The sequence below is a fragment of the Paraburkholderia sp. BR10954 genome (assembly GCF_040965775.1).
In the GTDB taxonomy this organism is placed as follows: domain Bacteria; phylum Pseudomonadota; class Gammaproteobacteria; order Burkholderiales; family Burkholderiaceae; genus Paraburkholderia; species Paraburkholderia youngii.
The window spans coordinates 68,334-87,351 of the sequence record NZ_JBFRCK010000016.1 but is presented as its reverse complement, the minus strand read 5'-3'; the positions used below and the strand labels follow the sequence as shown (position 1 = coordinate 87,351).

The window sequence follows — 19,018 nt, the reverse complement described above, 5'->3', positions numbered from 1 at the left end:
TGCGCAAACTGCGAGAGTCGTATCGATCTGTTACGGCTGCACGTTCAATGCAATCTGAACGACGGGAAGTTGAAGCGCGTGGGCGGCACCAGCTGACCGGCCGGAATCTGCGTTTCAGGGCCGCCTTTCAGGTCGAGCGGCGGGGTTTCGGTGCCCGACGCGGCCTCCGGCGCCGACGCGCCTTGCGGCGCCGACGCGCCCTGCGGTGCCGACGCGCCTTGCGGTGTTGCCACGGCCGCGCCGGATGCGGGAGCCGCCTTTGCCGCAGCACCCTGCGTGCCCGCAGCGGCGCCCGCCGCGCCGGTTGCAGCGCCGGCCGGCGCACCTGCCGCCCCTGCGGCCGCGCCCGTCTCACCTTCGTCGTACTTCGGCAGCGGCGCTTCCTCTTCATAGCTCGGCAGGTCCTGCGGACGCCGGCGGTTGTCCGACAGCAGATACTGGCGGCGCTGCAGATACGCATTGCGCACGAACGAGTATTTGTCGAGCGCCGCGCCTTCCAGCAGGTTGCTCGCGCCGAGCAGGTTCGCGCGCGTATTGACGATGTTCAAGCCCCACAAGCCCCAGCTCAAGCCCGGCGGATCGATGTAGCTGATCGGGTTCACGTAGTAGTTGCCGAGCGAGCCGAACGCGTCGCGCACCGTGCTCGGCCCGAACAGCGGCAGCACGAGGTAAGGACCCGCCGGCACGCCGTAGTGGCCGAGCGTCAGACCGAGGTCGTTGTCATGCTTGGGCAGCTTCGCGAGCGTCGCGACGTCGAACAGGCCACCGACGCCGAACAACGTGTTGATCACGATCCGCATGATGTCCGACACGCCGTCCGCGATACGCAACTGCAGCAGATTGTTCGCCGCGATATAGATGTCGCCGATGTTCGAGAAGAAGTTCGTCACGCTGTCGCGCACCGGCTGCGGCGTGACAAATACGTAGCCCTGGGCGACCGGCTTGATCGCGTACTGGTCGACCTTGTCGTTGATGGTGAAGATCGTGCGGTTCAGCCCTTCGAACGGGTCGCCCTTGGTCGGCGTCTGCACGGTCGTGCAACCGGCGAGTAGCGCAGCCGCCACGGCGACCTTGCCGAACTGTAGGACGCGCGCGCCGCTGCGCGGGGTCTGCAGTTTCGTCTGCATCGTTGTTCTCCTTATTGGCCTGACTGGCCGGCAGCGCCGGAAGCCGGCGCTGCCGGCGCCGGTGCGGGGGCGGATGCAGCGGGCTTCGCTGCGCCGGAATCCGCGGCCTTGCTATACAGGAACTGGCCGATCAGGTTTTCCAGCACGATCGCCGATTGCGTCATCGCGATGGTATCGCCCGCCTTCAGCATTTCCGAGTCGCCGCCCGGCTCGAGCCCGATGTATTGTTCGCCGAGCAGACCCGAGGTCAGGATCTTCGCCGAAGTGTCTCTCGGAAACTCGAATTGCTTGTCGATATCGATCGTGACGAGCGCCTGGTAGGTGTTGCTATCGAAGCCGATCGACGCGACCCGGCCGACCGTCACGCCGGCGCTCTTTACAGGCGCGCGCGGCTTCAGCCCGCCGATGTTGTCGAACTTGAGCTTGACCGGGTAGGTTGCCTGGAACGACAGCGAGCTCATATTGCCGGCCTTCAGCGCAAGAAACAGCAACGCCACGAAACCCAGCACCACGAACAGGCCGACCCAGAAGTCGAGAACATTCTTTTTCATCGTCATCCCAAAGTGAATCCGCCGCGCCGCCGCCGCTTCCCGCCGTGCGCGGCGCATCGTACGCCGCCGGCAGTCGGCACGCTGCGCGGCCTTAGCTGAACATCAGTGCGGTCAACAGGAAGTCGAGCCCGAGCACCGCGAGCGACGCGTACACGACCGTGCGGGTCGTCGCGCGCGACACGCCTTCCGGCGTCGGCTTTGCCTCGTAGCCCTGAAACAGCGCGACGAAGGTCACCGCGAGACCGAACACCACGCTCTTGACGACCCCGGCGCCGACATCGCGCCAAACGTCGACGCCACTTTGCATCTGCGACCAGAACGCGCCGGCATCGACGCCGATCAGCAGCACGCCCACCACGTAACCACCCAGCACACCGACCGCGCTGAAGATCGCCGCGAGGATCGGCATCGAGATAATGCCCGCCCACAGGCGCGGCGCGATCACGACTTTGACCGGATCGACAGCCATCATTTCCATCGCGGTGAGCTGCTCGCCGGCCTTCATCAGGCCAATTTCGGCGGTCAGCGACGTGCCCGCGCGCCCGGCGAACAGCAGCGCGGTCACGACCGGCCCGAGCTCGCGCACCAGCGACAGCGCGACGAGCAACCCGAGCGCTTGCTCGGAGCCATAACGGTTCAGCGTGTAATAGCCCTGCAGCCCGAGCACGAAGCCGACGAACAGCCCCGATACCGCGATGATCACGAGCGAATAATTACCGACGAAGTGGATCTGCTTCGTGACAAGACGCGGACGGCGCAGCAGCGGGAAAATTTCGAGCACGAGCCGCAGGAAGAAGCGCGTCGCGTAGCCGGCGGTGCCGAGCCCGGTGATGACCGAGCGACCGATCGTACTGATCATGACTGGCCTCCGCCGATGCCGAAGTCCGCCGCGAGCGGCGTCTGCGCAGGATAGTGGAATCTGAACGGGCCGTCCGGCGCGCCGTCGATGAACTGCCGCACGGTCGGGTCGGTCGACGCGCGCAGCTCGTCCGGCGTGCCTTCGGCGAGCACCCCGCCGCTGGACAGGAAGTACACGTAATCGGCGATCGCGAACGATTCCGGCACATCGTGCGTGACGAGAATCGACGTCGCGCCGAGCGCCTGGTTCAGCGTGCGGATCAGATTTGCGGTGATGCCGAGCGAGATCGGGTCGAGGCCGGCGAACGGTTCGTCGTACATCATCAGTTCGGGATCGAGTGCGATCGCGCGCGCGAGCGCGACGCGCCGCGCCATGCCGCCCGAAATCTCCGACGGCAGCAAATCGCGGGCGCCGCGCAGGCCGACCGCGTTGAGCTTCATCAGCACGAGGTCACGCAGCAGTTCTTCGGGGAGATCGGTGTGCTCGCGTAGCGAAAAGGCGACGTTCTCGAACACCGACATGTCGGTGAATAGCGCGCCGAACTGGAACAGCATGCCCATCTTGCGGCGCAGCGCGTAAAGGCCTTCGCGCGTCTGCCCGCCGATGTCCTGGCCATGGAACAGCACCTGGCCGCGTTGAGCGCGCACGAGGCCGCCGATCAACCGCAGCACCGTGGTCTTGCCGCAACCCGAGCCGCCCATGACCGCGACGACCTGACCGCGGCGAAAGCGCAGATTCAGATTCGACAGGACGAGCCGGTCGCCGTAGCCGAAGTCGACGTCGCGCAGCTCGAGTATGGTCTCGGGGGAGGAAGGCACCAAACTGACAATCCTTTTACACGGAAGGCCGAATTATAGGGCCATCATGCAAAAGCTGCGTTGAGGTGCCCCGTTCCTTGACTATGCCTGACGATTATTGCGTAAACGTGTGTTGCAGTGCAGAAACGGCGGCGGCCGGGTCTGCCGCTTCGGTGACCGCGCGCACCACCGCCGCGCAGCCGACGCCGGTCGCGAGCACCTCCGGCAGCACCTGCAGATCGATCCCGCCGATCGCGACGAGCGGCACCACACCGTCGAGCAGCCGCACATAGCGTGCGAGGCGCCGCAAGCCCTGCGGCGCGGTCGGCATGACCTTGGTCGTGGTCGGGAACACCGCGCCCAATGCAATGTAACTCGGACGAAAATGCAGCGCCTTCAGCATCTCGTAAAAGCCGTGCGTGGACAGGCCCAGACGGATGCCCGCGTCGGCCAGCGCGGACAGATCCGCAGTATGAACGTCTTCCTGGCCGAGATGCACGCCGTACGCGCCCGCCTCGAGCGCCGCCTGCCAGTGATCGTTGATGAACACCTGCGCGTCGTGCGCGCGGCCGGCCGCCACACAGCGGGCGATCTCGCGCTTCAGTTCGTCGGCGGGCTCGGCCGACTTGCGGCGCAACTGCACCGTCTTCACGCCGAACCCGACCACCCGCTCGACCCAGTCCGCGGTCGGCAGCACTGGATACAAGCCGAGCTTTTCCGGGCAGCGCGGGAACGCCCTAGCGGGTGCCGGCGGCAGGTCGGTAAGGCGCGGAAAGCGGCCGAGGTCGGACGGGAAAGCGTCGTCGGCGCGGGTCTCGTCGCCGTCGCGCCACGCGAGCGCGAGCACCAGCGCGTCGTGCGGATCGAAACCGCAGTCGAGGAACGCGGCCAGCGCGGGAATCCAGTCTTCCGCCAGATGGCCTTCGAGGCCGTATTTCTCACCGCCCAGATGCAGCGTCGCGCGGTTTTCCGCAGCGACGATCACGCCCGCGCCCCGCGTCAGCCAGCGCGCGATCTGCTCGCCGTGCTGCTGCGCGTCGGCGACCACGATCAGGTCGCCACCGTTCGGTTCGTCCGGCGCGATCAGGCAGATGCGCCACGGCGCGTGGGTCGGCGGCCAGTCGCCAAGCCGCGCGCGGATGCGCTCGGCGGCTTCGATGAGTTCGTCGGCCGTCGGCCAGAACAGATCGCGGTCCTTCAGCGTCAACGACTGCGTCATGCCACACCTCCATCCTGATGCCAGAACGGCATGCCGACCACCGGCGTGCTCGCGTGCGCACTCTCGCGCTCGGCCATCGGGCCCGCGAGATACGCCTGCCGGCCCGCCTCGACGCCCAGCGCGAACGCGCGCGCCATCGCGTCGGGGTGCGTCGCCTGCGACACCGCCGTATTCAGCAGCACGCCGTCGAAGCCCCACTCCATCACCTGGGCCGCATGCGACGGCACGCCGAGCCCGGCATCGACGATCAGCGGCACGTCCGGCAACCGCTCGCGCAATACGCGCAGCCCGTACGGATTGACCACGCCCTTGCCGGTGCCGATCGGCGCGCCCCACGGCATCAGCGCCTCGCAGCCGGCGTCGAGCAGACGGCGGCCGATCACCAGATCTTCGGTGCAGTACGGCAGCACCTTGAAGCCATCCTTGACGAGCCGCGCGGCGGCCTCGATCAGCCCGACCGGGTCGGGCTGCAACGTGTAGTCGTCGCCGATCAGTTCGAGCTTGATCCACTCGGTCTCGAAGATTTCGCGCGCCATGTGCGCGGTCGTCACCGCTTCACCGACGCTCAGGCAGCCCGCCGTATTCGGCAGCAGCGGCACGCCGTGGCGCTTGAGCAGATCGAAGAAGCCGGCTTCCGCGTTGCCCTCGTTCATCTGACGGCGCAGCGCGACGGTGACCATGCCGGGGCGCGCGGCGTCGATCGAATCTGACAGCGATTGCAGCGACGGGTAGCGCGACGTGCCGAGCAGCACGCGGCTTGCGAAAGTTTGACCGTATAGGGTCAGCGCGTCGGCGCTCTCGTGTGAAGTCATTTGCATCATCCTGGTTTGCCGTCGCGGCTAGAACCGACCGCGTGACGGCAATGGGTTTTCGGCGACGGTTGTTGCATTCGGTAAGCAGCAGGCTGGCGCGAGCGCGCTCAGCCGCCCGCGACCGGCTGCACGACGTCGAGCCGATCGCCCGTTTGCAGCGCGCGCGCCGCATGCTGCGCACGCGCGACGAAATCGCCGTTGAGCGCGACCGCGAACGGCGGACGCGCGCCAAAGGCGGCAAGCGCATCGGCGACAGTCGCGCCCTCGGGCAGCGACAACGGCTTCTGATTGATATGAATGTCCATGGTGTTCGAATACGGTTCAATCGATGGCGCAAGCGGCATCGCGTGCGGCACGTTTGCCGCTACGCTCAGGCCGGCTCACGCGCGAAATGCTGTTGGAACAGCTCGCTCCAGCGTGCGTCGCGCCGCCAGCCGGCGAATGCGTCGGCGTCCCGGACACGGCCGTCGAGCAGCGCGCTCGCGAAGCGTACGGCTTCGTCGGCGACTTCCGGCGCGATCATAAAGCCGTGCCGATACAGGCCGTTCACGCGCAACGTGCGCGCGCCGTCCCACAGCAGCGCGGGACGGTGATCGGGCAAGGTCGGCCGGCACTGCGAATTCAGCTCGAGGATGCGCGCCTCGCCGAAGCCCGGATGCACCGAGAACGCCGCGCTCAGCAACTCGAGCGCCGAACGCACGCTGACGGGCGACATGTCCTCGCCCTCCACCTCGGTCGCGCCGATCACGTAGAGGCCGTTCTGCTTCGGCGCGATATACAGCGGGTAGCGCGGATGCAGCAGCCGCACCGGGCGAGTCAGCTGCAGGTGAGGTGCATGCACGCGCGCAACTTCACCGCGGATGCCGCGCAGCGTCGGCAGCACAGGCTTTGCGCCGAGCCCGCGGCAATCGATCGTGATACCGGCGTCGGGCAGCGACGCGTCGTCGATCGGCGTGTTCCAGTGCGTGTCGACGCCGCGCTCGGCAAGCCCCGCGGCGAGCGCGGACAGCACCTGGCGGTTGTCGAGCTGGCCCTCGCGCGGCAGTAGCCAGCCCTGATTGAAGCGGCCGGCCAACGCGGGTTCGGCGGCGCCGAGCTGCGCGCCGGAAAGCGCGACGAAGCCGCCGTCGAGCAACTCGGCCGGCGCGTTCGCGCGCACGCGGCGCTCGAACAGCGGCGCCTCCGTGCGATCCGCGTAATGCCAGACGACGAGCGTGCCGTTGCGCTGGAAAAACACCGGCTCCGGCAGTTCGGCGAGCACCCGCGGCCAGCTTTCGAGCGAACTCGCACCGAGCCGTGTGATCAGCAGCTCGGCGCTGGCGGCTTCTGCCAGCGGCGCGAGCATCGCCGCGGCGACCCACGCGGCAGCCTGCGAGCCGGCGGCATCGCCGCGCTCATAGAGCGACACGCGATGTCCGTCGCCCGCGAGGTGCCACGCGACCAGCCGGCCGCACAAACCGCCGCCGAGCACGGCGAAATCCGGTCGAGCGGAATGGCTCATCGCACCCGCTCCGTTTGACAGCCGCGGGCGAAACCAAAGCGGCACGGCACGCCGGAGCCGGCGTGACGAAGAGAAAGATGCATGTCTGAAGAATAGGCGGTCATCGAGTCCTTTCCGTACGGCCAAAAACGCACGTACCCAGGACGAAACCGGCGGGTGAAGCCGGCCGGTCACGGCGTGTGCATGTGAGCTGCGCTCGCCGCCCGGCGGGGAATGGAAGACGGTTGCTTCCGGAAACTTCCCGCGCCGGTATTACCCGGATCGGGTGCAAAGGGTCTCTCTCAGCCTCGCCGCCCCGGCATGAAAATCATGCCGCCTGTGGGCGAAGCACCCCTGTTTCGTCGCAGGTCATTAGACCATAAAAGGCGCGGCGCCCGCAAACCAGCGGTCCGCCGTCGCTGCCGCGATTTTGATCTGGCACCGTCTAGCGAGATGCCGATGCGAATCGGCCCGGCGCTCTGGCACAATGCCGTGACCGGTGCCGAAAAAACGCGGCGCGCGCGACCCTCGTGGCCGCATGCGTGGCAGTGGCATCCCGGCGGACGCCGGCCCCGAAAAATTAATTTTCGCTTAAGGGCGTCACGCCAGAATCGGGCGCCCGTCCGGACTCGCGTGCATCGAGCGCGAGGGCGCGATGCCCGGCCAGGTATCGCAGACCCGCCTCAGCCACGGCCTCGCAAAGGGCCGGCTGTCAGCGGGATCGCCCGACATGGGTCAACCAGATCGGACCCGTACGCCGCCGGAATGCACTTCGGGTCAGCACTTCATCAGGACGCTCATGACACCACATACTTCCGCCAGCCCCGCGCTGCCGTCCGACGAAAAGGTCTCCGCCTGGAGCCTGATCAAGCCTTACTGGGTTTCCGAGGAACGAGGCATCGCATGGGGACTGCTCATTACGATCATCGTGATGAACCTGCTCGTCGTCTGGATCAACGTGCGCCTGAATAGCTGGAGCAGGGACTTCTACAACGCGCTGCAGGAGAAGAACGTCCACGACTTCCCGCATCTGCTGATGATTTTTACCGGACTCGCGTTCGGCTTCATCATCCTCGCCGTGTATGGACGCTATCTGCGTCAGATGCTCGGCTTCCGCTGGCGCCAGTGGCTGACCACCCGCTACCTGAACGAGTGGCTCAACGACAGCGCGTTCTACCGCATCGAGCGCGACCGCCTCGCCGACAACCCCGACCAGCGGATCAGCGACGACCTGCAGTCGTTCGCGACCACCACGCTGTCGCTGACGCTCGATCTGCTGTCGACCGTCGTCACGCTGGTGTCGTTCATCACAATCCTGTGGACGCTCGCGGGCGCGCTGAGTATTTCGCTCGGCGGCACGCCGCTGCATATCCCCGGCTACATGGTTTGGGCCGCCGCGCTGTATGCGGTGGTCGGTTCGCTCGTTATGCAGAAGGTCGGCCATCCGCTCGTGTCGATCAACTATCAGGCGCAGAAAGTCGAGGCGGATTTCCGTTTCGGTCTGATCCGGCTGCGTGAGAACGCCGAGCAGATCGCGTTCTACAACGGCATGGAAACCGAGAAGACGAACGCGCGCACGTTGTTCGGCCGCATCCGCGACAACTGGTGGCAGGTGATGAAGTACACGAAGCGCCTGACCTTCGTGCTGAGCTTCTACGGCCAGATCGCGATCATTTTCCCGATCGTCGTCGCCGCGCCGCGCTACTTCGCGGGCGCATTCACGTTCGGCGTGCTGATGCAGATTTCGAGCGCGTTCGGCACCGTCAGCGATTCGTTCTCGTGGTTCATCAACAGTTATACGAGCCTCGTCGAATGGCGCGCGACCGTGAACCGGTTGCGCGAATTCAAGCGCGTCGTGCATTCGCCGCGTCTGAAGGAATCGGTGTCGCCGGCCACGGAACACGGCGGCATCAATCTGCATTTCGTCGACAGCAACTCGCTTTCCACCGACAGCCTCACGCTCGCGCTGCCCAATGGCAACCCGCTGTCGCGCATCCGCGATATCGCGATCCGGCCGGGCTCGCGCTGGCTCGTGCGCGGTCCGTCGGGCGCCGGCAAGAGCACGCTGATGCGCGCGCTCGCGGGCCTGTGGCCGTTCGGCGACGGCTCGATCGACGCGCCGGTCAACGCGCGCATGATGTTCATTCCGCAGGTCAGCTACATGCCGATCGGCACGCTGAAGGCGGCGCTCGCGTATCCGTCGGCGGCGGACACCTATGGGGACGACGAATGCCGCGACGCGCTCATCACCTGCCATCTGTCGGAATACGCGGACCGTCTGCAGGAAACGGGGCACTGGACCCGCGTGCTGTCGCCGGGTGAGCAGCAGCGCTTTGCCGCCGCGCGCGTGCTGCTGCACAAGCCCGACTACCTGTTCCTCGACGAAGCGACCAGCGCGCTCGACGCGGAAAACGAGGCGCGGCTCTATCGACTGTTCACCGAGCGGCTGCCGAAGGCGGCGATCGTCAGCGTCGCGCATCGCGAATCGCTTGCTGCGTTCCATGACGAAACGCTCGACGTCGAGCGTTCGGCCGAAGCGATAGCGGCGTGAGCGACGCGCACAGCGCTCACTTCAATTAAGCGCACGACGCCGCCCCCGCGCGTCGTGCGCAACATCCGGAAAGACACGAGAAGAGTTCGGAAGCATTTGCGAAGCGCGCAAGCTGTTCCGCGCTTTGAAAATGCCCGCGAGCAGCGACGATAGTCGTACGGGCCGCGCCATGCGTCGGCCTTCGTTGACGTCAGTCACGTCTTTGATCGCAACCGCTCTCCGGACTTCTCGCCCATGTCATTCGCTCGCCGTGTTTCACCTCTGCTCCCGACTTTGCTCCCGCGCCTCGCGCTCGCCTGCGGCGCGGCGCTGCTCTTCACGAACGCCGTCGACGCCGCGCAAACCGCCGAGCCGAACCAGCCCGCGGATATCTGCGCGGCGCTCACGCACATCGTCGATGCGAGCGATTTCCGGCAACTGCCGAACGAGACCGCCGCGCAACTGCCGGGCGTCTCCCATTCCGACGATTGCCGCGCTACCGCGCACGCGTACGACTGCCACTGGCGCGCGCACTGGCAAGCCGACGGCGTCATCAACGATCCGCTCGAAGAACTCGGCGCCGACATCGCCGCCTGCTTTCCGCGCGTCGTGCACGACGTCAACACACCGGTGCGCCAGCATTTCGTCGTGACCATCGACGCGCGCCGCGTGAACGTCACCGCGAGCGTGCAAGGCCAGAACGAACTGCGAGTGCGCGTGACGCGCTGAGCGCGCGGCCGTCGCTGCTTTCGATGACCCAGCGAATCTCGTGACCGGGATCGGGCGCTGCCTCATGACCTCGCCGCCAACCGTGCGCGCGCCAGCCGCAACCAAGCCTTCGCGCCTCGGTCCGATCGCCTCGCTGATATCCCGGCGTCGCTGCGCCCTCGCCGCCTTCGCCGCGACGCTGACGCTCACGCTCGACGGCTGCGCATGGACGCTGATCCAGGCCGCCGACGCCACCGGTTCCGTGATCCAGGCCGGCTACGCGATCGCGTCGAACTACTCGTCGCCGACCTTCGTCAACGGCCGGCCCGCCGATGTGCAGCACGTGTGCATCGAAGTGAATCCGACGGTGTCGGTCGGCGATTTCGTGCCGGCGCTGCAGCTCGCGCTCGAGCGGCGCGGCATTCGTTCGGACGTCTACAATCCGGGGACCTCGCCGGCCGGCTGCGAAGCGCGGCTCGTCTACAACGCCGCGATCGACTATGGGCGCCGCTCGTTCAGCGACGAATCCATCCAGTACCTGTCGATCATCGATCTGACGCTGATCCAGAGCGGCCGCATTCTGGTCACCGCGCGCTATCAGACCGGCGGCCTGAACACCGACCGCTTCTCGTCGGCCTCGGTGAAGCTCGGCGGGTTGATCGAGCGGATGGTCGTCGATCGGACCGATTTCGCGCGCCAGGAGCATCAACAGCAGACCCTGCAAACCTCGCAGGCCTTCCCGCCGACCCGCTGAAGACCCGCGGCTGTGCGTTCGCTTGCAGCGCCTTACACGGGAAAGGATTGGAAAGCGGTATGCGCTTTGCGCGGCCCGTGCGCATCACTAAGATGACCTGAATGAACCAGACCATCCTGATCGTCGATGACGATCCCATCGTACGCGAGCTCGTCAGCGAATATCTGCACGGGCGCGGCTTCAACGTCTCCACGCTCGAAAATGGCTTGGCGTTGCAGCGCAGATTGCAGCAGGAGCGTCCCGCGCTCGTCGTGCTCGACATCATGATGCCGGAGCTCGATGGCATCAGCGCGCTGCGCGCGTTGCGCGTCGCCGGCGACGACATTCCCGTGATTCTGCTGACCGCGCGCGCCGATCCGATCGATCGCGTGATCGGCCTCGAACTTGGCGCTGACGACTATCTCGGCAAGCCGTTCGAACCGAGCGAGCTCGTCGCGCGTATTCGCACCGTGCTGCGTCGTCGCGGCTCGATCGCGCCGGGCGCGCCCGAGCACCGCGCGCCCTATCATTTCGGCCGCTTCGAAGTGAACTTCCCCGCGCGCGAACTGCGCCGCGACGGCGAACGCATCACGCTGCGTTCGAGCGAATTCGCGATGCTGAAGGTGTTCGTCACGCACGCGATGACCGTGCTCACACGTGCGCAGTTGCTCGAGAAACTGCACGGCAATAGCGAAGCGCATCGCAATCGCAGTCTCGACGTATCGATCTGGCGCTTGCGTCGGCTGATCGAAGTGGACCCATCGGAACCGCGCTACGTGCAGACGGTGTGGGGACGCGGCTATGTGTTCGTGCCGGATGGCGAGCTCGGCGCGGCCGAACGCGGGCTCGCGCCGACGCTCGGCTAGCGGCGCGAGTCGATCTGATCCGAGCCGGTTGATGTGACCTGCGTGTCGCGCACAACGCGCAGCGCGCTGACGCGGCTGACGGTCAAAACGTCAGCACACTCAGAAACATCCGCTGCAGCCAACCCATCGTCGTCGCGTCGTTGACCATGCCGAGGCCCGCCTGTTCGATGCGCGCGTTCGCGACCTTGCTCGACGCAACGTAATTGCCTGCTTCGATATCCTTGGGATTGACGATGCCCGACAACCGAAGACGGTCGCGGGTACCGCTCATCGCGATCACCTTCTCGCCCGACACGACCAGATTGCCGCCCGACACCGTGCCGATCACAGTCACGGCGAGCGTGCCCGTCATATCGCTGATGTCGCGCAGATTGCCTTGCCCCTTGTAGTCGGTGCTGGCCGAGCCGATATTGAACAGTTTCGCGAGCCGCGCGGCGGCGTTCGTCGATTGGTCCGCGGCGGTCGCGGTGATGCTGCTCGCGCGGTTCGCCGATGCGCTCGCGCTGTTGTTGCCGCTATACGATTCGGACAGCCGGATCGTCAGCACGTCGCCGATATGCTGCGCGCGCGGCGTCTCATACAGCAGCAGCGGCGCGCCGGCCTGATAGATCGCGCCTTGCGTGTTGACGTTCAACGGCGCGGACGCAAGCGGCGGCGCCATCGGCGTTTCGACGATCGACCTGGTCTGCGTATTCGAACAGGCCGCGAGACAGCTCGCGGCGCCGAGCACCAGGATGAGTCGTAGTGCGGTCATGCTGGCTCCGTGGCGAGAAAGATGAAAAGGAGTTAAAGCGTGGCAGCGCTAGCCAGACGCCATCCGCTTTCGGCGTTGGGTTCGCACCGATAATCAGGCTTGGCAGGCAATCATCAGCCCGCGTCGGCGCCGCTCGCCTGCCACTGCCGCACGACCGCTTTCATCCACGCATCCGAGCCCTTCAGCAGATACGTGAGCGTACCGTTGCGGCTGCCCGGCAGAAAGCACAGCGTGATCGAACTGACCGCGTTCTCCCATACGTACATCGGCATCGCGGCCGGCGCCGCCGCGTTGCGCGTCGCGAGACGCGGCGGCCCATAACGATCCTCGAGCGCGTCGCGCAGATCCTCCGCGGTCAGCTCGTCGAGCACGAACGACATCTCGTAGAGACGCAATGCGCCTTGCCCGTCGATGCGCGTGAAGCGCATCACGTGTTCGAGCGCCGGCGCGCCATCGACCACCGCCTGCGAGACCGCCCAGCGCTGATCATCGCGATGCGCCCAGCGGCACGCGACGCTCAGGCTATCGTGCGATTTCAGCCGCATGCCGAGCGCACCTGCCTGCACGTCGGTCTCGCAGATCGGCACGCTCCCGACCGGCGTCGCGCGCACGGCCGAGCCCGCGCGGAATTCGTCGATCGTGATGCCGAGCGCGACGCCGCGAAATGAAAACGGCGCATCCGGCGAGCGCCGCCGCGTGTCGGTGACGACGCTATTCGATGCCGCGCTGGCCGCCTTCGGACTGCGCGCGACAGGCTGCGCATGCGCGGCGCACGACAGCACACCGCCGAGCAGCATCAATGCACCAACCATCCTGGTGAGCATCATGATTCAATCGATCGCGGAAGCACACATGTCGAAAGGCGTCGCCGCCGCATGGCCGACGACCGGCAGCACTTTCAAGGTCGCCGCCGTGACCCGGCATGGCAGCGCCGCGGCGCCGCAGCCGCCGAGCGGCAACAGCAGCGCGCCGGCAACGAGCCACGCCACGATGCGACGCCGATGCTCAGTAGTTCTGGATAACGGCACGCGGACCTCGCCGGTTCACGCGGTCGTGTTGACCAGATGGCCGATGAGCCCCGTCCCCGGCGCAGGCAGTGCAGGCTGCGCGAGCGCGCTGCTTTGCTGCGATTTCGCCGCTGCACCAGTGGTGCTGGAACTGGCGGACTTCTCCGTGGCTGGCGTCTTCGCCAGCGTGGAGAACGGCGTGGAACTGAGGGTGTTGTGGATCGTCATGATGGACCTCGCAAAGGCGCGCATTGCGCGCGGGTGTCGGTTGAGCGCCGCGAGCCGTCATCCGAGGCAGCTGGCCTCGTTCGGCGTGCGGCGCGACTTGCTGCGGAACGAATCATCGCGCCGCGCAGGCGCCGACGATGGGCGAAGCAAAGCATGCTTTCGCGCGGTTGTTACGATGCGTTCCGTGGTCTTGCGAGGGCTTTCGAGTGCTTGCCAGGCGTTGTCATCGCGTGGCGGTCGTTGCGGAGAGCAGGATCAGGCAGTGCTAAAGTAGGCGCAGAACCTTCGCTGATCCGCCCCGGCGCAAGCCCGCCAGCGCCACGTGGCGCACAGTAAGCGTTGGTAAGGAAATGCGCGGTCGCGCGTCGGGCGCGCCAGTCTAGAATTTCGCCATGAATCCACAGGTCCTTATCGTCGACGACGATCCGGTCGTACGCGATCTGCTTTGCAAGTTTCTGCAGTCGAACGGCTTCGATGCGTCCGTGCTGCATGACGGCACTCATTTGCAGCGTCGCCTCGAGCGTGAGCGGCCGTCGGTCGTCGTGCTCGACATCATGATGCCGAACACCGACGGCCTGCGCGCGCTCACCGCGTTGCGCGCCGCCGGCGACGACATCCCGGTGATCTTCGTGACCGCGCGCGGCACGGTGGCCGATCGCATCGTCGGTCTGTCGCTCGGCGCGGACGACTATCTGACCAAGCCGTTCGATCCGCGCGAACTGCTGGTGCGCATCCAGACCGTGCTGCGCCGGCGCGGGCCGTCCACCACGAGCGCGCCGGAAGCACGCAAGCGCTATCGCTTCGGTCCGTTCGAACTGGACTTCGCGACGCGCTCGCTGACCCGCGACGACGCCAAGCTGCCGCTGCGCGACAGCGAATTCGCGCTGCTGAAAATCTTCGTCAACAATCCGTACAAGGTGCTGTCGCGCGTGCTGATTCACGATCTCGTGCATCGCGACGACCTCGCGTTCCGCGACCGCAGCCTCGACGTGCCGATCTGGCGCCTGCGCCGCGTGATCGAGGACGACCCGTCGAACCCGTGCTATGTGCAAACGGTGCGCGGCAAGGGCTATGTGTTCGTGCCCGACGCCAATGGCACCCCCTTCGAGGACGGGGCGGCCCCGGGCGCATGAGAAATCCGCTGAACACGCTGTTCGGCAGAATGGCGTTGCTGTCGGCGGCGGTGCTGTTCGCGATTCAGGCGAGCTGGTTCGTGCTGGTGACGATGCAGCCGCCGCGCCATGAAATCGACGGCTTCGCGCGCGGCATTCTGCTGGTGCTGCAGGCAATCAACGGCGAGCCGATCAAGGGCGCCGCGCTCGCGCCGGCGATGCGCGTGCATCTGGTACCCACCTGGAACATGCCGACCAGCGTGCATCTGCGCGAGCCGCACGAGCATGTGCTGGTCGAGTTGAGCCGGCATCTGCGCGAGAACCTGCCGGCCGGCACGCAGATCGCCGTCGACGATCTGCGTCCGCCGCAACTGTGGGTGCTGGTTCCGGGCAAGTCGAACTGGGTCGTCGTGCCGGTCGATGTCCCGCCGCCGCCGCGCTTTCTGATCGAATCGGTCTCGATGCTGGCCGCCGGGTTGATCCTGTCCTTGTTCGCGGTTTGGCAGATGCAACGGCCGTTGCTGCGCGTCGCCGATGCGTCGCGCGCATTCGGCTCGGGCGGCCGCCCTGAACCCGTGCCGGTGCAGGGTCCGCGCGAACTGCGCGATCTGATCGGCTCGTTCAACGACATGATGCGCCGCCTGAACGAAGCCGGCGACGACCAGGCGGTGATGCTCGCCGGCGTCGCGCATGATCTGAAGGCGCCGCTCACGCGCCTGAAGCTGCGCGCGAGCGTGCTGGTCGACGAAAACGAGCGTGTCGGCCTGATCCGCGACGTCGATTCGCTGACCAACATCGTCCAGCAGTTCCTCGAATTCGCGGGCCAATCGGCGGACGCCGGACCGCCGGTCGAAGTCGACGAGTTCTTGCGCGAGCAGTTTTCCTCGGGCGATTACGCGGAGGCCGCTGAAACCGCCGAAGCGGCGGACCCCGCCGAAACCCAGCTTTTCGCACTCGACTTGCGCGCTGGCCCCTCGTTCAAGCTGCCGCGCACGCTGCTCGACCGGCTCGTGACGAACCTCGTCGACAACGCGCTCGAACACGGCATGCCGCCGGTGGAAATCTCAACCGCGTGCAACGACGGTCATTGGATCATCAGCGTGCGCGACCACGGCCCTGGCATTCCCGACGACCGCATCGCCGCGGCGATGAAGCCGTTCGTGCGGCTCGACGCCGCGCGCGGCGGCGAAGGCCATTGCGGGCTCGGTCTCGCGATCGTCGCGCGGCTCGCGCACCATCGCGGCGGACGCTGCCTCGTGCGCAATCATGCGCGGGGCGGGCTCGACGTACGGATCGAATTGCCGGTGGACCCGGCGCTGACGTGAGGATGCTCGCAGGTAAGGGGACGCGGACCGGGGCACTTACCTGCCCTTACCGCATCGGCCGTCGCGCGGGTCGCGGCCTTATAGTCGCCCCCGGCAACCTCGATGCCGCCCTTCTCCGTCCGCCCGCTCCTCTGGGGCGGACTTTTTTTTCGCTATCGGACGGCCGAAGTGCGTCAATGCACGAGCCGATTGCGCAGCGCGTCGACCGTCGCCGTTGAAAGACCGAGGCCTTGCGTCAGGTAGCTCGCCATCGTGCCGTAGCTCGCCTGGACCTGGTCGAAGCCCGCCTGCAGATAATTCTCGTCGACGTCGAACAACGGCGCTCTCGCCGCGGCGATGGCCGCGCCTTCCTGCGCGCGCAGCGCGGTGGTTTGGGCAGCGATCGATGGCGCGAGATAGACGTTGCTGAGCAGGTAGTCTTGCATGATCACGTCGAGCGGAACGTTGGCGATGCTGAGCAGCAGCGCCGCGACCCAGCCCGCGCGATCCTTGCCCGCGTTCGAATGGAATAGCTGCGCGCCCGTGCCGTTGGCGAGCGCGCCGAGCAACGCGCCATAGGCGGCTCGCTGCGGGCCGCCCGTCACATACGCGCGCGCCTGAGCCTGCATGAACGCGACGGCGTCGACGGGCGAATCGACCGGGGGTGTGGCGAAGTCGTTCGTACCGAGCACATTCAGCGCGGCGGATGTCGCGCCGCCCGGCAGCACGTCGGCGGTGCGCGCGATTTCCGCGGGCGTGCGCAGGTCGTAGACCGACACGATGCCGAGCTTGTCGAGCGTCGCCGCGTCCATGCCGCTCAGCGTCAGCGCATTCGCGCGAAAGAACACTCCGCGCCGCATCTGCTTGCCGTCGACGGTCAGATAGCCGGCACCCGCGCCGCCGACATCGCGGAAATTGCTGACCGACACGAGTCGCGGCGTGGCCGGCTGCTCGGCTTCGAGACTGCCGCCGCACGCGGATAGCAGCGTGCTGCCGAAACCCGCGGCCAGCATCGCCCCGGCCGAGCCCCTCAGAAAGCGTCGCCGCGCCGCCGACGTTTCGCCCGGCATGCCGCGCTCCACGGGCACGGTCGTGCTCGTAAGGGCGCGGAAAGGCGAACGGTTTTTCGCGGTGACGGGCATCGGAGGCGACGGGTTATAGGAGGATCGAGTGGGCAGCCGGGCTGCAGACGCAGTTTAACGTTGACCAATAAGTTTTGCGTTACATCGTAGGGGTTAGTAAGAAAAAAAGAGGGCCGGGTGCGCGCCAATAAATGCCGCGTGACGCTTGCGCGCTGTCGCAAACGAGGCGGACATAACGCACCGCGACGAGGCAAAAGAAAACCGGGCTCCCCCTTTCAGGCGAGCCCGGTTTCTTTGTTACTGCATCGCTTTACCGCTACCGGTGTCCTTCATGGGGCACCTTGTCGTCTCCACGTCTTCCTGCAAATTGAAGACGCTTAACGCGGCAGTTCCGTATGCCCCATCAGGAACGCATCGACCGAACGTGCGCACTGACGGCCTTCGCGGATCGCCCATACCACGAGCGACTGGCCGCGACGCATGTCGCCCGCCGTGAACACCTTGTTCACCGACGTGTAGTACGCCTTGTCGCCCTCGGTCGTGGCGCGCACATTGCCGCGCGCATCCTTGTCGACGCCGAATGCTTCGAGCACCGGCGAGACCGGCTGCGTAAAGCCCATCGCGAGCAGCACGAGGTCGGCCTTCATTTCGAATTCGGAGTTCGGCACTTCGACCATCTTGCCGTCCTTCCATTCGACGCGCGCGGCGATCAGCTTCTCGACCTTGCCGTTCTTACCTTCGAGGCGCTTGGTCGCAACCGCCCAATCGCGCTCGCAGCCTTCCTCGTGCGACGACGACGTGCGCAGCTTGATCGGCCAGTACGGCCACACGAGCGGCTTGTTCTCTTCTTCCGGCGGCTGCGGCAGCAGTTCGAACTGCGTGACGCTCTTCGCGCCATGACGGTTCGACGTACCCACGCAGTCCGAACCGGTATCGCCACCGCCGATCACGACGACGTGTTTGCCCTTCGCGACCAGCTGGTTCGGCACCTTGTCGCCGGCATTGACCTTGTTCTGCTGCGGCAGGAACTCCATCGCGTAGTACACGCCTTCGAGCTCGCGGCCCGGCACCGGCAGATCGCGCGGCGTTTCCGAACCACCGGCGATCACGACCGCGTCGAACTGCTCGTTCAGCTCGGCCGGCGTGATGGTTTCCTTCGCGGTGTTGCCGATGTGCGCCGGCAACGAGTCCGGTTTGCCGATGAACACGTTGGTGCGGAATGTCACGCCTTCGGCTTCCATCTGGCGCATGCGGCGGTCGATCTGCCACTTCTCCAGCTTGAAGTCGGGGATGCCATAGCGCAGCAGGCCGCCGATCCGGTCGTTCTTCTCGAACACGGTCACGTCATGACCGGCGCGCGCGAGCTGCTGCGCAGCCGCGAGACCCGCGGGGCCCGAGCCGACCACGGCGACCTTCTTGCCGGTCTTGTGCTTCGGCGTTTGCGGCGCGACCCAGCCTTCGGCCCACGCCTTGTCGATGATCGCGTGCTCGATCGACTTGATGCCGACCGGGTCGTCGTTGATGCCGAGCGTGCACGCCGCTTCGCACGGCGCCGGGCAGATGCGGCCCGTGAACTCGGGGAAGTTGTTGGTCGAATGCAGCACTTCAATCGCGTTCTTCCAGTCCTGACGGAACACCAGGTCGTTGAAGTCCGGGATGATGTTGTTGACCGGACAGCCGTTGTTGCAGAACGGAATGCCGCAGTCCATGCAACGCGCGCCTTGAATCTTCGCTTCGTCGTCGGTCAGTGCCGCGACGAATTCCTTGTAGTGCTTCACACGCGTGAGCGGAGCCTCGTACGTCTCGTGGCGACGTTCGAACTCGAGAAAACCGGTTGCCTTGCCCATGT

Annotated in this window: 20 protein-coding genes and 1 riboswitch; of the genes, 6 read left to right on the top strand and 14 right to left on the bottom strand. The window is 66.3% G+C overall.

Features of this window, described 5'->3' with window-relative positions:
• Positions 1–44: 44 nt before the first annotated feature.
• From AB4Y34_RS22155 to AB4Y34_RS22120, 8 genes are all read right to left on the bottom strand, one after another.
• Complete coding sequence (locus AB4Y34_RS22155) at positions 45–1,127, bottom strand: VacJ family lipoprotein (protein WP_368623328.1); 1,083 nt, start codon at positions 1,125–1,127, stop codon at positions 45–47.
• An 11-nt stretch (positions 1,128–1,138) separates the two neighbouring features.
• Complete coding sequence (mlaD, locus tag AB4Y34_RS22150; protein ID WP_176381124.1) at positions 1,139–1,678, bottom strand: outer membrane lipid asymmetry maintenance protein MlaD; 540 nt, start codon at positions 1,676–1,678, stop codon at positions 1,139–1,141.
• A gap of 91 nt (positions 1,679–1,769) precedes the next feature.
• The gene (mlaE, locus tag AB4Y34_RS22145; protein WP_013090708.1) at positions 1,770–2,537 is read right to left on the bottom strand and encodes a lipid asymmetry maintenance ABC transporter permease subunit MlaE; all 768 of its coding nucleotides are present in this window, start codon (positions 2,535–2,537) and stop codon (positions 1,770–1,772) included.
• Positions 2,534–3,355, bottom strand: a complete 822-nt coding sequence (locus tag AB4Y34_RS22140; protein WP_176110133.1) for an ABC transporter ATP-binding protein — start codon at positions 3,353–3,355, stop codon at positions 2,534–2,536. The genes mlaE and AB4Y34_RS22140 overlap by 4 nt, the downstream gene beginning before the upstream one ends.
• 94 nt (positions 3,356–3,449) lie before the next feature.
• Complete coding sequence (gene thiE, locus AB4Y34_RS22135) at positions 3,450–4,553, bottom strand: thiamine phosphate synthase (RefSeq protein WP_368717209.1); 1,104 nt, start codon at positions 4,551–4,553, stop codon at positions 3,450–3,452.
• A complete protein-coding gene (locus tag AB4Y34_RS22130; RefSeq protein ID WP_368717208.1) occupies positions 4,550–5,365 on the bottom strand; it encodes a thiazole synthase in 816 nt (271 codons plus the stop codon). Before AB4Y34_RS22130 ends, thiE begins: the two co-directional genes overlap by 4 nt.
• 107 nt (positions 5,366–5,472) lie before the next feature.
• On the bottom strand, positions 5,473–5,670 hold the full coding sequence (gene thiS / locus AB4Y34_RS22125; protein WP_026225709.1) for a sulfur carrier protein ThiS: 198 nt from the start codon (positions 5,668–5,670) through the stop codon (positions 5,473–5,475).
• Between the two features lie 65 nt (positions 5,671–5,735).
• Positions 5,736–6,866 carry an FAD-dependent oxidoreductase gene (locus AB4Y34_RS22120; RefSeq protein WP_368717207.1) on the bottom strand — a complete coding sequence of 377 codons (1,131 nt, stop codon included), beginning with the start codon at positions 6,864–6,866 and terminating at the stop codon, positions 5,736–5,738.
• A 221-nt stretch (positions 6,867–7,087) separates the two neighbouring features.
• Positions 7,088–7,211: riboswitch (TPP riboswitch) on the bottom strand.
• Between the two features lie 433 nt (positions 7,212–7,644).
• Between AB4Y34_RS22120 and AB4Y34_RS22115 the strand changes: the two genes are divergently transcribed.
• The 4 genes from AB4Y34_RS22115 (at position 7,645) to AB4Y34_RS22100 (ending at position 11,682) form a co-directional block, all read left to right on the top strand.
• The gene (locus AB4Y34_RS22115) at positions 7,645–9,396 is read left to right on the top strand and encodes an ABC transporter ATP-binding protein/permease (protein WP_368717206.1); all 1,752 of its coding nucleotides are present in this window, start codon (positions 7,645–7,647) and stop codon (positions 9,394–9,396) included.
• 234 nt (positions 9,397–9,630) lie between these two features.
• Positions 9,631–10,104, top strand: coding sequence for a hypothetical protein (locus AB4Y34_RS22110; protein ID WP_176381118.1), 474 nt, complete (start codon positions 9,631–9,633; stop codon positions 10,102–10,104).
• Between the two features lie 64 nt (positions 10,105–10,168).
• Positions 10,169–10,837 (top strand): hypothetical protein, encoded by a 669-nt coding sequence (locus AB4Y34_RS22105; protein WP_176381117.1) that lies wholly within the window; start codon positions 10,169–10,171, stop codon positions 10,835–10,837.
• A gap of 101 nt (positions 10,838–10,938) precedes the next feature.
• Positions 10,939–11,682, top strand: coding sequence for a response regulator (locus AB4Y34_RS22100; protein ID WP_176381116.1), 744 nt, complete (start codon positions 10,939–10,941; stop codon positions 11,680–11,682).
• An 82-nt stretch (positions 11,683–11,764) separates the two neighbouring features.
• Here the strand turns inward: AB4Y34_RS22100 and AB4Y34_RS22095 are convergent, their stop codons facing one another.
• The 4 genes from AB4Y34_RS22095 to AB4Y34_RS22080 all read right to left on the bottom strand — a co-directional run bounded on the left by AB4Y34_RS22095 (position 11,765) and on the right by AB4Y34_RS22080 (position 13,671).
• Positions 11,765–12,436, bottom strand: coding sequence for a flagellar basal body L-ring protein FlgH (locus AB4Y34_RS22095; protein WP_176381115.1), 672 nt, complete (start codon positions 12,434–12,436; stop codon positions 11,765–11,767).
• A gap of 113 nt (positions 12,437–12,549) precedes the next feature.
• On the bottom strand, positions 12,550–13,263 hold the full coding sequence (locus tag AB4Y34_RS22090; protein WP_368717205.1) for a hypothetical protein: 714 nt from the start codon (positions 13,261–13,263) through the stop codon (positions 12,550–12,552).
• 3 nt (positions 13,264–13,266) lie between these two features.
• Positions 13,267–13,425, bottom strand: a complete 159-nt coding sequence (locus AB4Y34_RS22085; protein ID WP_041734448.1) for a DUF6726 family protein — start codon at positions 13,423–13,425, stop codon at positions 13,267–13,269.
• 54 nt (positions 13,426–13,479) lie between these two features.
• Positions 13,480–13,671 (bottom strand): hypothetical protein, encoded by a 192-nt coding sequence (locus AB4Y34_RS22080; RefSeq protein ID WP_368717204.1) that lies wholly within the window; start codon positions 13,669–13,671, stop codon positions 13,480–13,482.
• A gap of 392 nt (positions 13,672–14,063) precedes the next feature.
• On the opposite strand from AB4Y34_RS22080, the gene AB4Y34_RS22075 reads away from it, so the two are divergent.
• Positions 14,064–14,804, top strand: a complete 741-nt coding sequence (locus AB4Y34_RS22075; RefSeq protein WP_368717203.1) for a response regulator — start codon at positions 14,064–14,066, stop codon at positions 14,802–14,804.
• The gene (locus tag AB4Y34_RS22070; RefSeq protein WP_368717202.1) at positions 14,801–16,108 is read left to right on the top strand and encodes an ATP-binding protein; all 1,308 of its coding nucleotides are present in this window, start codon (positions 14,801–14,803) and stop codon (positions 16,106–16,108) included. Before AB4Y34_RS22075 ends, AB4Y34_RS22070 begins: the two co-directional genes overlap by 4 nt.
• Before the next feature lie 173 nt (positions 16,109–16,281).
• Here AB4Y34_RS22070 and AB4Y34_RS22065 read toward each other — a convergent pair whose 3' ends face one another.
• Both AB4Y34_RS22065 and AB4Y34_RS22060 read right to left on the bottom strand, forming a co-directional pair.
• On the bottom strand, positions 16,282–17,157 hold the full coding sequence (locus AB4Y34_RS22065; RefSeq protein WP_368717201.1) for a tyrosine-protein phosphatase: 876 nt from the start codon (positions 17,155–17,157) through the stop codon (positions 16,282–16,284).
• A gap of 389 nt (positions 17,158–17,546) precedes the next feature.
• Entirely contained in the window at positions 17,547–19,016 is a 1,470-nt protein-coding gene (locus AB4Y34_RS22060) for a glutamate synthase subunit beta (protein ID WP_176381110.1), read from the bottom strand.
• Positions 19,017–19,018 lie beyond the last annotated feature (2 nt).